The organism is Sporosarcina psychrophila, from assembly GCF_001590685.1.
GTDB lineage: Bacteria > Bacillota > Bacilli > Bacillales_A > Planococcaceae > Sporosarcina > Sporosarcina psychrophila.
This window is the reverse complement of sequence record NZ_CP014616.1, coordinates 830880-845157: the sequence shown is the minus strand read 5'-3', so window position 1 is coordinate 845157 and position 14278 is coordinate 830880. Positions and strand designations below refer to the sequence as shown.

Below are 14278 nucleotides of genomic sequence, written 5' to 3'. Positions count from 1 at the left end.
TAATTCTGTTGCCATTAGTTGCCTGTCTCGTACCTACAACGTTCTAGTGAAAATTGCAATTGTTTGGAAAATAAGAATAGATAACTTTTCACAGAAGGTATAAGTGCCCGAAGATACAATTTCGGGCACGCTTGCATTTTCTACAATGCGTTCCTTACTTACTCTTAGCAAAATCAGGCTTGGCAACATGTGATATCCTGTAGAAATTGACACTTCCTTAAAAGATCTAAAGTACTAGTGTCTAGACGTAAAATCTCAATGTTCTAACTCATCCAGGGTACGAGATTTTATAACCTCCTAGACAATAAAAAAGAAAAAACCATAAAGAAGGAGTGAGCCGCCAAAATTGTATCTTTGGCGGCCTTTACCCAGATAAGAACCAACTATTCTTTCATCCCAAAAAGCTTTAGCACTTCGTGTACTTGTGTCTTAGAAGGGCGACGGATGAATGACCACCATTCGATTACCGAAAAAATCTATAGGGATACGACAAAGTCGCATCCCTATAGATTAAGATATCACGGTAATGGTGTAGAAATCGTTCAATCCAAAGCGATCTAAAACAACTGTACTTGGAGCGCCTTGTGGTTGATTACGTTATTTACTGGTTAGTCAATTGATGGTTTATAAAATGACCTGTTATCCAGCGGGAAAATTCTTTCAGTGAACTCACCAGGAGCCGTCTTGCCAAGTGCACGATCCAACATATTCATCTTCGCATCAATGTTATCGATGTAATGAAGAATTTCCGCTTCTTTCAGCATTGGACGTTTCGGGCTTCCCCATTCTTCCTTACCGTGGTGAGATAAAACCATATGTTGCAACAGCATAACTTCTTCACCTGTAATTTCAAGTTCGTCAGCCGCTTTTGAAATTTCATTGACCATAATCGTAATATGACCTAGCAGATTCCCCTCAATCGTGTATTGAGTTGCAATTGGACCTGAAAGTTCAATTACTTTCCCAACATCATGCAAGATAATTCCCGCGTACAATAAATCCTTATTGAGTGATGGATACAGATCCGCTAACGATTTTCCAAGTTTCAGCATGGAAACAACATGATCAATAAGACCCGATACATAATCATGGTGATTTCTTGTCGCAGCAGGGTACGTCATGAAAGCTGTCTGATGCTTTTTCAATAAATGACGCGTAATTCGTTGGATTTGTGGATTTTGCATTTCAAAGAAATACTGCATCAGCTCTTCGTATAGCACTTCTTTACTTGTTGCCGATGACGGAACTAGGTCGGCAATCGCCACCCCTTCATCCTCTTTTACGGGACGTATACTTTTAATGCGCAACTGATTTTTCCCACGGTATTCATGTACTTCCCCGCCAACTTTGACAATCGATGCTGCGGCATATGTTTTCGCGTGTTCATCTGTTGTATCCCATAACTTCGCTTCAATATCCCCACTTTTATCCTGCAAAATAAGCGTCATAAACGGTTTACCTTGTGTGGTAACTCCTTTTGTTGATTGCTTAATTAGCAAGAAAAGATCAAACGGCTCGCCTGCATTATATTCTGCAATTTTCTTCATAAGACCATCGCTCCCTGTTCGCTTCCGATATCGGAAACGTTTAGTATTGTTGCCCCCTGCCATTTATCCTTCATCGCTTCGTGGCATGTAAAATAAATGAACTGATGCTTGTTTTGTAGATTGTCTAGTAGTTCAATCATACGCGAAAGTCGCTCTTCGTCAAAGTGAACGAATGGATCGTCCAACATTAGTGGAAAAGGTGCCGTATTCATTATAGATGCCGCAAGCGCCAATCTAAGCGAAATATAGGCTTGCTCTTTTGTAGCCTGGCTCAGCTCTACAATGGGATAACGCATTCCATTTTTCGCTACTACTTCGAAATGACCCGTCTCCGTTACACGAAGTGATTCATAATTTCCACCCGTCAGTTCACAAAACAATTTTTCTGCCGCTTCAAGTACTTCTGGCAATTTCTTTTCTTTCAACTCCGACATTGTTCTTCTGATTGCTTCAGTAATCGCTTTGCGCTCAGACCATTTTTTTACGAGTTCTGCGAGCTCCGATTTTTTCATTTCGAAGTGTTGCAGTTTACGACCGTAATTTTCATCTGTCAGTAGTCGTTCCGTTTTGTTAACAAGTGCGGCCTTGTCATTGATTAAGACATTTAGCCTCTCGCTAATCGATGATAGTGTTCCGCTAATATCATTCACTTTTTTTCGCAACTCTTCATCCACAACGCCATCAGGCAATTCAAGAGGGCCATATGATGCTAATTGAGCATTGACATCCTCAAGTTGCCCCTTTAAACGAAACGCTTCCTGGTGGCTATTGTATGCGGCGTAAAAGGCCTCTTCCGTTTCTACTGCTGCTTCAGCAAGCAGAGCCTGCACTTTTTCCAGCAACGAGTTTACAAGGCTGGATGTCTCTTTCAGCGCTGATTCTTTGCGTTCTAAAGCAACTGTCAATGACCTGATTGTTTCTGCCTGTTCATTAAGGTGAATGAATTCCCTTCTCAGCATCTCATAAACTGTTTCTTGTGGTGCAAATTTCCGCACTATTTTTTCAGCTTCTGCTAACCTCACAGCAATCTGTTGTTGAATCGTTTGTCGCCGTAACAAGGCATCATTCAACTCTCTAGTAACTTCCTGAACTTCTCGAATCATACGGAATAATTCCGGGATAATCCCGGTTGAAGGTATTTCATCGAAACCATAAAGTCCTAAAAAATCGACCAGTTCTAATTCGATTTTCCGTCTATTGCTATAGGTATTTTCAAGCTCGGATGTCAACGATTGAAATTTCCTTTCAAGTACCATAAACGCTTCTTGTAAATCTTCTTTCTTGCGCTTGTACATGCCAATTCGGTCTGTAAGTTCTTCCATTTGATGCTCATTTCCATCATATGCGGCAATGATTTTTTCCATCTGCTTCAGTTTTGCTGAATCGGGCGTTTGATGCTGTTTTTTCGAATAAATTAGAATACCTAATCCTATAACAATAACACCAGCTATAATTATGAACCATTCTTTTTGGATGAAACCGAAAACGATGAACGCGACAGCAAGTACGACAAGAAGTGCAGGTATCATCAGTGATTTCTGTTCAACCGGTCTTCTGCTTAGTGAAATATAGGCTTTCGCTTCAGCAAGTTGCTGACGAATTTTCGGCCACTGCAGTACACGTTCTAATTCCTCTACGGCAGGTGCAGTGCGTTCAATTCCACCAATTTCAGTTTCCGTATCACCTAACTCATTTTCCACTTGGATGAGTTGGCGATTCACAAAGCCAATTTGCTGATCGCCTTCAGTAAGTTCTTGAATAATTTTGTGCATCTGTTCTTCCTTTTGGATTGAAACATCTGCCTCCAAAATAGTATTTTCCGCTTCAAGCCCTTTGACACCAAGTCTATCAAGCAGACGTCTCTTTGAACTAGTTAGCTGACTCACGTTTTCTTCTTCAAAAGTAACCGCTGTTTGCCATCTATGCCACTCTGTTTCTTTCGCCAGTAAAATTTCAAGTTCAGCAATGCGCTCAAATTCGTGCTGTTCAGGCATTCGTGTCATTAGCTCTGCTAATTCTTCTTCCAATCGTCGTTTAGTAACTTCGGCTTCCGTTAACTTCCCCGCAAGCATTTCATAGCGCCTGATACCATCTGTGGGAAATTTTATTTCACTTAATTGCGATAGTCTTGCATCCAATGCTTGTTTCTTTTGATGAAGGGGGAGTAGCTGTCGCACGAGAGCGAGCTTCTGTGATTCTTGCATAAGTTCCGCTTCCTGTCCTCGCAACTCTGTAAGCAAGTCATCGATTTCCCGTATTCGTTCAATCGAGGGTGCATATTCTCCCACTTTTTCCTGCTCTTCTTTCAACTCTATTTCCAATTCCCGAAGTTCCATGATCTTGACGTTCATCTCCGGAATTCTTCCCGACTTTTTGAACAAATCCCCCAGTTCTTTTTCCATTCGATTTCCAAGCTGTAACAAAGAGTCAACACCAGTAGTCCCCGAAGCAAGAAGTGTCCTGCTTAATTCGTCTTCATCCATTTTTTCAAATCCCTGCAACTGTAACAAAGAGAATGAAAAAATGGATTCGAATGAAGCACGGTCATACTGGCGAAGTAGCGAGTTCAATTGCTCTTCTCCGCCCTTCGTTCCATCTTCGAAATAGACAGTAACATCACCAGCAGATTTTCCACGGATCCGTTCAACGATGCATTTCCCATATGTTTCATCTATAAGATGAACTTGCCCACCGTACTTGCCGCCCGATTTCGGTTCGTAGCGTAAATGCGCATTATTTTTTGGTGGAAATCCAAATAAGATATGCAGAATGAACTGCTGAATAGTCGTTTTCCCAGCTTCATTCAATCCATAAACTACAGAGATCCCTTGTCCAAAATCCACCGTGACATTTTCATGTTTTCCAAATCCATAAATGTTTAGTTTTTCAATTTTCATGTAAACACCTCATTCCATTCCTGACATTTCCGCCGCCAACAATGCTGTTGCTCCGGCTTTCACTTCATCTATTTCATCTGCAGTCAAAACATCCAGATATTTGACGCCACGTGCGTGCTGGTAAACATCTTTTAAAACATCCTTCCAGTCTTCCGTCGTCCAACCATCAATCATCCCAGCAACTGATTGCATCAGTGCACTTGATGCCATAGATGGATTCAACTGACTCGCAAATGTAATCTTCTGCACCCAGACATAGGGTTCGCTTTCACCCACATAATCATGCAGGACCTCCAACCATTCTCCCTCCGGCGATTGACTGAATAGATTCGCAGCTTCACGATCGATATCAGTCAGCAACAGCTCCACAATTCCCGCGCCATTGTGCTCTTTAAATGACTCTAGCACTTCCGAACATGCCGTCAGCCACTCATTCGCATGACTCATTCCTGCACAAGGCAATTCGAGTCTATCAAAGACAATTGCTGATGCCGGGATGAAATGAAGAGATGCTGTTGTTTTCGAGAGTTCAACTTCATAGAATCCCTTTGTACCACGCTCATTGCGATGACGCCCCTGTAAATTTCCCGGATAAACGATTGGAGGCGTTTCATGCAGCTGTTGCCTCACATGGATATGCCCGAGCGCCCAGTAATCATACCGCTTAGCTAGCAACTCATTTTTAGTGAATGGCGCATAAACGGCATGTGTTTCATCTCCCGCCAAGCTACCGTGCAACATCCCGATATGTATCGCATCCTGACCTTCAGCTACAGGATAACGGTCAATCACTTTATCACGGATATGCCTTTCCTGATAACTAAACCCAGAAATCAACACTTCTTGACCATCCACGGTCAGACGCACTGTTTCAACATGCTCATCGAAAACATGCACATTCGGAGGCAGGTCAAATCGTGTCCATCTTCCGCTAAGATGGTCGTGATTGCCATGTGAAATGAATACTGGAATGCCTGCTGTATCCAATTTCACCATCCCTTCCCGGAACTTCATCTGCGTACGTAAACTCCGATCTTCCCCATCGTAAATATCACCCGCGATTAACATGAAATCCGGTTTCGTTTTGACTGCGTGCTCAATCACCTTAGTAAATGCTGCAAAGGTACTGTCACGTAAATTATTCAGGCGATCTGTTGGTAAGCCAGTCATGCCTTTGAACGGGCTGTCGAGATGCAAATCGGCTGTGTGGATAAATCGGATTGTTGACAAGTTAGTCCCTCCTTCATTCGGCGAATACTTGTTCCTATTTTACCATAAATAAAAAGACTCTGCGAATTAATCAGAGTCTTTCTATATCTCACTTATTCTTTTCCGAGCTGGATTGCTTTTTTAATATCTTTCAACGAACGAGACGGTCCGTACATGAGAACACCACCGCGGTAAACACGTGCTCCGAAGAAGCCCAAAAGGAAAATTGTCACAAGCATAATCGCAATTGACAATAGCGGTTCCCATACTGGTAACTCCAACATACCAACGCGCAAGAACATGACGAGTGGCGCAAAGAACGGGAAAAACGAAGCATATTTTATATAGGCCATTTCAGGATTTCCTAGCCCGGTTGCCGCAATCATGAACCCTGCCACGATTAGCAACGTCATTGGCATGATAATCTGCTGTACATCTTCCGTGCGGCTGACAAGTGAGCCAAGAAGAGCTGCCAGCGTCGCGAAGAGGAAATAGCCCAACAGGAAGAAAACTAGCGCATAGACAAGCGTTCCCACATTCATATTCGAAAAGCCGAAGACGGAAAAGAAGCCATCTGCCATTTCAGAACCTGTTGTTTTCAATGCAATATATCCTGCCAGACCCAATAATACCATTTGCAAAAGACCAAGCGATCCAATGCCAAGTACTTTTGCAAACATATGTTTAACTGGTGATACGCTTGAGATAAGAATTTCCATCACACGCGATGATTTTTCCGCCGCAACTTCTGTCGCGATCATACTTGAATAAACGATGACTGCAAAGTAAATAAGAAACATGAGTACATAGACGAGACCACGTGCCTGGCTCAATTCTTCTTGTGATTTCGCTGACGGAGATACAGATTGCTGTTCAAATTGGATAGGTGCGAATAGTGTCTGTACTTGCTCACCAGACAGTGAGAGCTCCTCCGCTTTCATTTCCGTTTGAATCGACTTAAGTGCTTCTTCTAGCATCATTGGAAGAGAAAAGTCCATGGCACTCATCGAGATGTAGTTCGCTTGAATTGTATTTGTGTCATCAAGTCCAAGCGTCACGAACGAATCGATTTCTCCCTCTTTCACTTGTTCTGTAAGCGCATTTTCCGATTTACTGGACAGTTCTACCTTAATACCTGATTCATTTGACTCTAGTTGCATTTTCAACCGCTCCGCAAGAACACCGCTTTCATCGAGTACTTGCAGCACTTCCGCCGAATCTTTATCTCCGCCCGTGGCACCTTTAACGGTATCAATGATTTTTTCCATGTTAGCAAAAAGGAAAACCGCCGCAATCATGATGGATGTTGTTATAATGAACGATTTCGTTTTCGCTTTTGTCGTAAATGCCTGTTTAAAAATGATCATGAATTCACGCATGCTGTTTCCCCACCTTTTCGATGAAAATGTCTTGTAGCGAAGGTTCCTCAATCCCAAAATGGCGAATCGGGCCCGACTTTAATGCGGCCGTCAACAAATCATTGGCCACTTGTTCAGATTCGACCTGGTAGAGTGCCCCTTCAACCGACTTATGGACAGATGTAACACCTGCAATCGCATTCAGATGTGCTAAATCATTGTCTGAATTTATGCGTACGTTCTGCTTGCCATATGACCGCTTCACATCGCGGAGTGTCCCGCTCACGATTTGCTTACCTTTATCGATGATACTAAGTTGCTCACACAATTCTTCGACATGATCCATGCGATGGCTCGAGAATACAATAGTTGCTCCCTCATTACGAAATTGAATTATCGCCTCTTTCAGCATTTCAACGTTTACTGGATCCAACCCTGAAAATGGTTCATCTAGAATTAACAATTGCGGATTATGCATGAGAGATGCAATTACTTGGATTTTTTGTTGATTTCCTTTTGATAGTTCTTCCACTTTTTTATTGGCATAGTGAGTGATTTCCATTCGTTCCAGCCATTTATTCATAGCTGTCTTGGCATCCGACTTTGTCATACCACGTAATTGTGCTAGAAAAATCAGTTGCTCTTCCACCTTCATTTTCGGATAAAGGCCGCGTTCCTCCGGTAAATAACCAATCTCAGGACTTGTAGCGTAAGAAATCGGTTTCCCATTCCACGTAATCCGTCCTTCATTCGCATTTAATAGACCAAGAATCATCCGAAATGTCGTCGTCTTACCTGCACCGTTTGCTCCAAGAAACCCGTACATCGTGCCTTTACCAACAGACAGCGTCAAATCATCAACCGCCGTGAAATCTCCAAATCGTTTCGTTACATTTTCAAGTAGCAATGACATTCGATTACCCCTTTCGTTTTACCCAATATTAACTATACGTATCTAGCACACTGAAGTTTCACTTTTTTAGTTTTTCAGTTTTTACTACTGGCGATTGCTGTACCAATCGCATACGACGCCATGTGCACTACCCAGATTCCCGTTAGAATGAAAAATGCAAGTTGCGGTCCTTCAACAATAATGATAACTGCCCAAGCAATGAGTATCGCAACGGTTGTCGCACACCACGAAATTGAACGGGCATGTTGATGAATCGTTCTATATCGTTCGTCAAACCATCGTTCTTTCTTTCCCCTTTTCCGATTTATTAACATAGTAATGAAAATAATGACTACAGCAAGCGGCAGCCCTGCAAGAAATACCCATATATTAAACCCTTCGTACATTTTCAATCCTCCTCGGGTGTAAAAATATCTTCAATGCGACAATTGAATAACTTCGCAAGTTTGAACGCTAATGTCAGTGATGGGTTATATCTACCTTTTTCGAGGGAAATAATCGTCTGTCTCGAAACTTCCAGTTTCTCCGACAGATCATCTTGCGTTAGCCCCATCGCAGTCCGCATTTCCTTTATCAAGTTATTCATTTCAATGCTCCCCTTTCATACGAAAAGCGCAGGGCACCCGGAGTCTAGACACCGACTATTGTAAAGGTTGCTTTACGTAAAGGTTACTTTACCACACTCAAGATGTCAAGTAACCTTTACAAATTTCCTTTTAGAATTTTTCATAGTATAATGAATGAAATAGAGTGGAAAGGGTGAATTATGTGAGAACATATAAACTAACAGCTTTTGAACCAACGGGGGAATTAATTACAGAAGATACATTCACAGCTGAAACGGACGAAGCAGCAAAAGAAAAAGGCCAAGTAATGCTTGAGGATAAGGGTCTTCTTGAAAAGACACATCGCCTTGCATCTCCGGCAGGTAAGTTAATATTGTTCCATTCCTAAATAAAATTGCACTTCAGATGTTTACTTCCCTTCACTTATTATGTAATCCTAAACAGAAACAAAGCATTTCCATCATACAAATAGACAGGGTGTTGAGAAATGAAAATCGCATTAATTGCCCATGACGAAAAGAAAAATGAAATGGTAAATTTCACAATTGCCTACGAATATATCTTTTCGCAATACACATTATTTGCTACCGGTACAACGGGAAAAAGAATTATGGACGAAACCAATTTATCTGTAACCCGACTTAATTCGGGACCTTTGGGTGGTGATCAGCAAATTGGTGCAATGATTGCAACTGGCGAGCTGGACTTAATCTTGTTTTTCCGTGACCCACTAACTGCTCAACCACATGAACCCGACGTCAGTGCGTTATTACGCCTTTGTGATGTCTATGGCATCCCACTCGCTACGAATATTGCAACGGCTGAGCTGTTACTTCGCGCTGTTGAAAAAGGGTACTTCTCATGGCGTGAAATGCTTGATAAATATAAGTAAGTTCATTTCAAAATAAAATAAAAAGTACCAAGCACTGATCCTTTTATTCAACGGATGCATGCTTGGTACTTTTTTAATTACGCAGGCTGATTCATACTGCAAGCGCTGGATCAAATTGTTGATTTCCTTTCTTCCTTATGACCGCCATGGAGCTTGTTATGCTCGCCATAGGTGCAGTTATGACCGCCATGAGCACTGTTATGCTCGACACGACTTCCATTATGACCTGCATCAGCCGTTTTATGACCGCCACATGTTAATTGCACAAAATGTCTAGTACAAGAAAAGACACTGATTCAGGATGGCGTAAAAACTCACCCCTAAACCAGTGTCCATATTACATAAAAATTATTTTCCTATAAATTCTGGCTTACGTTTTCCTACAAATGCCTGAATACCTTCTAGGTGGTCTGCTGTTTTCCGCATTGCCACTTGTGCTTCACTTTCCATTGCCAATATGCTTTCAAGTTCTTTCGTTTTTTGCGCATGCAGAATTTTTTTCGATGCAATCATTGCTGCAATCGGCGACGCAAGCAGTTTATGAGCAAACGCTTCGCCGCGTTCAGCACCAGTACCTTGTGCAGTCACTTCATCGATGAGTCCTTTTTCAAGTGCTTCTTGACCATTCATCACTTTTCCTGACCAAATGAGTTTTTTCGCTTGAGGCACACCTACGCGTTCTTTTAAGAAGAAATGACCTGCCCCGTCTGGAATTAGACCAATGCCGATAAAGTTCATCGCAAGTTTACTTTCCTCTTCCGCAATAATATAATCGCAGCCAAGCACAAGGCTAAATCCAAGTCCTGCCGCCGCACCATGGACGACCGCAATCGTAACTTGCGGTAATGTATAAAGTGCTTTCGCAAGACGTGACACGTCTACCATTACACTACCAATATCCATTGGGCTATCCGGATTTAACATCGCTTTAATATCCCCACCCGCAGAAAATGCACGACCGGCCCCTTGGATTACCAAAACTTGAACTGACACATCGCTTTTCAATTCCTCGAAAACATCCGCTAGTTCCTTCATCATGACACTATCCATCGCGTTCATCGATGCAGGCCTATTCAACGTAAGATGCGCAAGGCGTCCCTCTTTTTTTAATTCGACAGTTGTATACATAAAAAAACACCCCTTCGTAAGAAATGAATTACCATTCACTTCTTAGATTCGGTGTTTTTTCAGTAAACCCTTTATTTAAGAGCTAAGAAAGTATACGTTTTTCTACCTAGAGTAGGGTCTATCAAGGCACTTGCGCTTTTCTACTTAACCATCTCTGGAAAAATCGCGTCAAGATGAGCGAGCTTCTTCACGATTGAATCCTCATACGTCAGAATATAAGCTGCCGGATCTTTCGGATTATAGAACTGCGTAATTTTCCCCGTTTCAGGGTCAATGAACTTACTTGAAGCCCCACAACCTACTCCAATGATCGTCTGTACCTCTTCCATAATAACGATGTTATAGATACTTTCTTCACCAGGCTTTGCGTACCCGACGTTTTCCAAGTTGCCTAAAATGTTCTTTTGACGGTATAAATAGTACGGTTCATAGCCATTTGCAGCGTTCCACTCTTCTCCGAGTTTCATCATCTGCTCGACTGTTTCACGATTAGCAACTTTGTATTTGTCTTTATTACGAGTCATTTCAGATGCCCGTTTGAATGACAATGTATGAACTGTCAGCGATTCAGGTTGCATTTTTTCAGTCTCTGCAAGTGAATGCTTGAATTCTTCCATTCCTTCATTTGGCAAACCGATGATGAGATCCATATTAATATTCTTCATGCCCATATCGCGTGACAACCAGAACTTATCGACTGTTTCTTGAACAGTATGGTGACGACCGATTGCTTTTAGTGTCTCATCTGTATAGGATTGCGGATTGACGCTTATCCGGTCAATACCCCATTTTTTCAGAACTTCGATTTTAGCGGGCGTAATCGTATCAGGACGACCTGCCTCTACCGTTACTTCTCTGACTTTATCCATATTAGGGAATGAAGCATACATCGTTTCATATAGCGCATCCATTTCTTCCGCTTCTATAGATGTCGGAGTTCCTCCACCGAAGTAAATCGTCGTAATGGCCATGTCTCGCTCTGTCAGCCATTTTCCCATTTCTCGGATTTCTTCATGCAATCCGTCTAGGAATGTTTCGACTCGTCCATTTTTTCGATTAATCGCATAGGCTGGGAATGTGCAATACGCACATTTCGTCGGACAAAATGGAATGCCTATATAAATACTTACTTCATTTTTTAATTCGTGTAAATCAGGCACCGTTCGCAACTGCACATTCGCTATTTTTGCTAGAAGTTCGCTTTTTTCGCTCGAGAGCCGATGGCGATTCATTAACAATTGCTGGGCCTCTTCCGTACTGTGTCCTTCGTGGCGATATTTATGGTACAGTTTCATCGGGCGAATCCCTGTCAGAATTCCCCACGATTGATGCATCCCTGTTGCTTGTTCAAGCGTTTCAAGGAAAACGTGTGAATAAATCCGCTTTAACTGGCGGGTAATCGCTTTATCATCGTCCGTCTCTTCTATCTCAGAAAACTCAGCAGAATATTCCACACCGTCCCATGTAAGGATTGCCTTTCCGACAAGTTGTCCATCAAGCGTCCGCTCCAACGTCAAATTTGCCAGTATCGCACCCTCTTCATCTTCATCGACTATTTTCGATTGTTCAAAGAAAAGGTTTGCTAGATGCGTAAACATCCTAATCCAACCCTGTTCGTAGTTTTCTTTCATGATGATTTTTTGCATTGTAAGTACCCAACTTTCTATTTATAAAACCGAAGTTTTTTCTCTAGATAAACATAAAATCATTATAGCAAATTTACGGAGTGAAAGAAGAAAAACCGGCCTAGGCCGGTTTTTAGATGGATTCGTATAATTGTTGTACTGGTTTCATCAGTACACGGTTTACTTCTTCAATCAAGCCACTCAATTTCATTTCTGCTTCAAGCATTTTCATAATCTTAGGATTTTGCTGCGCAAGTTGTGCAGTCTTTTGAGCATACTCAAGCTCTTCAGCTACTGGTTCTTCACCTTGCATCTGTTTTTCCTGAAGGCTCAATTGGATTTTACGGAAGTTTTTGAACAACGCTAGTGCATCGTCATCCACCTTCACTTCTTCTACCGCTTGCTGTACTTCTAAAAACTCTGCAGTTTTTCGGAATGTTGCTTCCAATTTGTTTAAATCATCGTAAATATTCACTGTCATGTATTGTTCCCCCTATGATAAATTTGTTGCCAAGACAATAAGGCCTTGAACGATTCCAATCAAACCGCCGAGAAATGCTCCAAGTACGGTGATCATCTTGAATTCGCGTCTTGAAATGCCGAGCACTAGATCTTCCAGTATTGCAACTGGAAACGCATCGACTTGCTCTCTAACCATATCATCTAATTTAAGTTTGTGGAGCGATATCTCCATTTGTTTTTCTGCCTGTTCGAATGCAAAGCTAGTCAGCGCCGGCGTCAGATTAACAGCTGTCCATTCCGCCCCTGCAGGCCAATAATCCTGTATCGTCTTATTCAAGCGAGCTTCCAGTACAAGTTCTTTTTCTGCATAAGATCGGACTGAATTGAACAACCCATCCCAATCAAATCCTGAGAGAAGTTCCTCAACGGGACGTTTTTGAAGCTTTTCCCATTCATTAAGTATAATTGTATTCACAAGATCGTACGTCCCTTGTGCTGCGACAAACTTCAGTGCTTCACGCTGTACTTTTACAACAAGCGATTCTGATTCTCCAAAAAACATATTTACCATACTTCCAAGTGTACCCTTTGATGCTAGGAAATCATCAATCATTTTATGGAACATTGCTTTTCCTTCATCTGATTCGAAGTAGGTTTCCGACCTGCCTAGAATATAGGTTGTTATGGCTGGAATGCGCCCTGCAGCTTCTACCCGCCACTTTTGCGGTAGCACCTCTTCTACCGATCCCGTCGTCATTTTTACACGAACGGCGTTAAGCTGGGCATCGAGTACTTCCAACACTTTCCGCTCTGCTTTCTCTGCAACATTCATCGCGCCGGCAGTATTAAGCCAGTCATTCAATGTTTTATCAGAGAGAAGGATATGCTGCTCAAGTTTTTGTTGGAGGAAATCCTCTGCTTTCTTCTCCATGTCAGGCGTCAATAATTTCTTTCTGAACGTTTCCGGTGTTAATAAATAATTCGTCACCGTCTTACCGAGTTGCACTGCCAGTTCATCGCGCCGTTTCGGTATCAATCCCGGCGTGAATGGCAAACGCCATTTCCCAATATATTTCGCTTCATGTGGCCTGAACAACATTTTAATCGCCAGATGATTTGTAAGTCCCCCGATTAATGCACCAATAAAAGCCATGAATAACAATGTCCATAAAATACCCAAATGCTTCACCTTTTTCCGTATCGTTAAGTCCTAATTATAGCAGAACTAAACCGAACGGAAAAATTCAAAGACTTATCTTAGTGCGTTGTACATTGTCGACATGCGAATAGCGTGTTCCATTTCATCATGCATTGCGATGAAAAATGGATTGTAGGCCTGTTGAAAAGGAACGGTTAGTAGCATTTCCTTATACATTTCAACCGCTTCAAGCTCACTCACCAATGCCCGCTGAACACACTCTTTTAAGTTATAACAAGGCAACGGTCTCTTTGGATTTGGTACAAATGTCCCCGTCATCATATAATAGAGCTGTTGAAACATTTCATAATGGCTTTTTTCATCTTCATACATATGTCTGAGGAAGTCTTGCCAAAGCGGATCATTGGTCATGTCGTGCATTGATTTATAAAAATAATAATCTTTGTACTCATCCTCGATGGCCTGCTTTAATTTATCAACAAACAAGTCAGCACCCTTTCGCTTTCTTTTCTTGATATTATG

Annotated in this window: 14 protein-coding genes; 2 read left to right on the top strand and 12 right to left on the bottom strand. The window is 41.9% G+C overall.

Features of this window, described 5'->3' with window-relative positions:
• Positions 1–608: 608 nt before the first annotated feature.
• The 7 genes from yhaM to AZE41_RS04010 form a co-directional block, all read right to left on the bottom strand.
• Positions 609–1547 (bottom strand): 3'-5' exoribonuclease YhaM, encoded by a 939-nt coding sequence (gene yhaM / locus AZE41_RS04040; RefSeq protein WP_067205928.1) that lies wholly within the window; start codon positions 1545–1547, stop codon positions 609–611.
• Positions 1544–4444, bottom strand: a complete 2901-nt coding sequence (locus tag AZE41_RS04035) for an ATP-binding protein (protein WP_067205926.1) — start codon at positions 4442–4444, stop codon at positions 1544–1546. The genes yhaM and AZE41_RS04035 overlap by 4 nt, the downstream gene beginning before the upstream one ends.
• 9 nt (positions 4445–4453) lie before the next feature.
• Positions 4454–5674 (bottom strand): metallophosphoesterase family protein, encoded by a 1221-nt coding sequence (locus AZE41_RS04030; RefSeq protein WP_067205924.1) that lies wholly within the window; start codon positions 5672–5674, stop codon positions 4454–4456.
• A gap of 92 nt (positions 5675–5766) precedes the next feature.
• Entirely contained in the window at positions 5767–7032 is a 1266-nt protein-coding gene (locus tag AZE41_RS04025; protein WP_067205921.1) for an ABC transporter permease, read from the bottom strand.
• The gene (locus AZE41_RS04020; RefSeq protein WP_067205918.1) at positions 7025–7924 is read right to left on the bottom strand and encodes an ABC transporter ATP-binding protein; all 900 of its coding nucleotides are present in this window, start codon (positions 7922–7924) and stop codon (positions 7025–7027) included. The genes AZE41_RS04025 and AZE41_RS04020 overlap by 8 nt, the downstream gene beginning before the upstream one ends.
• Before the next feature lie 74 nt (positions 7925–7998).
• A complete protein-coding gene (locus tag AZE41_RS04015; protein ID WP_067205915.1) occupies positions 7999–8310 on the bottom strand; it encodes a DUF2178 domain-containing protein in 312 nt (103 codons plus the stop codon).
• A 2-nt stretch (positions 8311–8312) separates the two neighbouring features.
• Positions 8313–8510 (bottom strand): helix-turn-helix transcriptional regulator, encoded by a 198-nt coding sequence (locus AZE41_RS04010; protein ID WP_067205914.1) that lies wholly within the window; start codon positions 8508–8510, stop codon positions 8313–8315.
• Between the two features lie 182 nt (positions 8511–8692).
• Here AZE41_RS04010 and AZE41_RS04005 point away from each other — a divergent pair, with 182 nt between their 5' ends.
• Both AZE41_RS04005 and mgsA read left to right on the top strand, forming a co-directional pair.
• The gene (locus AZE41_RS04005; RefSeq protein ID WP_067205911.1) at positions 8693–8878 is read left to right on the top strand and encodes a YhzD family protein; all 186 of its coding nucleotides are present in this window, start codon (positions 8693–8695) and stop codon (positions 8876–8878) included.
• A gap of 99 nt (positions 8879–8977) precedes the next feature.
• Entirely contained in the window at positions 8978–9382 is a 405-nt protein-coding gene (gene mgsA, locus AZE41_RS04000) for a methylglyoxal synthase (RefSeq protein ID WP_067205909.1), read from the top strand.
• A 348-nt stretch (positions 9383–9730) separates the two neighbouring features.
• On the opposite strand, the gene AZE41_RS03995 is transcribed toward mgsA, so the two are convergent.
• The 5 genes from AZE41_RS03995 to AZE41_RS03975 form a co-directional block, all read right to left on the bottom strand.
• Positions 9731–10510 carry an enoyl-CoA hydratase gene (locus tag AZE41_RS03995; protein WP_067205907.1) on the bottom strand — a complete coding sequence of 260 codons (780 nt, stop codon included), beginning with the start codon at positions 10508–10510 and terminating at the stop codon, positions 9731–9733.
• A 140-nt stretch (positions 10511–10650) separates the two neighbouring features.
• Positions 10651–12156 (bottom strand): coproporphyrinogen III oxidase, encoded by a 1506-nt coding sequence (locus AZE41_RS03990; protein ID WP_067205904.1) that lies wholly within the window; start codon positions 12154–12156, stop codon positions 10651–10653.
• A 112-nt stretch (positions 12157–12268) separates the two neighbouring features.
• A complete protein-coding gene (locus AZE41_RS03985) occupies positions 12269–12616 on the bottom strand; it encodes a YlbF/YmcA family competence regulator (protein ID WP_067205901.1) in 348 nt (115 codons plus the stop codon).
• Between the two features lie 12 nt (positions 12617–12628).
• On the bottom strand, positions 12629–13786 hold the full coding sequence (locus AZE41_RS03980; protein WP_335339515.1) for a DUF445 domain-containing protein: 1158 nt from the start codon (positions 13784–13786) through the stop codon (positions 12629–12631).
• Positions 13787–13849: 63 nt separating this feature from the next.
• A complete protein-coding gene (locus AZE41_RS03975) occupies positions 13850–14242 on the bottom strand; it encodes a ferritin-like domain-containing protein (RefSeq protein ID WP_067205897.1) in 393 nt (130 codons plus the stop codon).
• Positions 14243–14278: the final 36 nt, after the last annotated feature.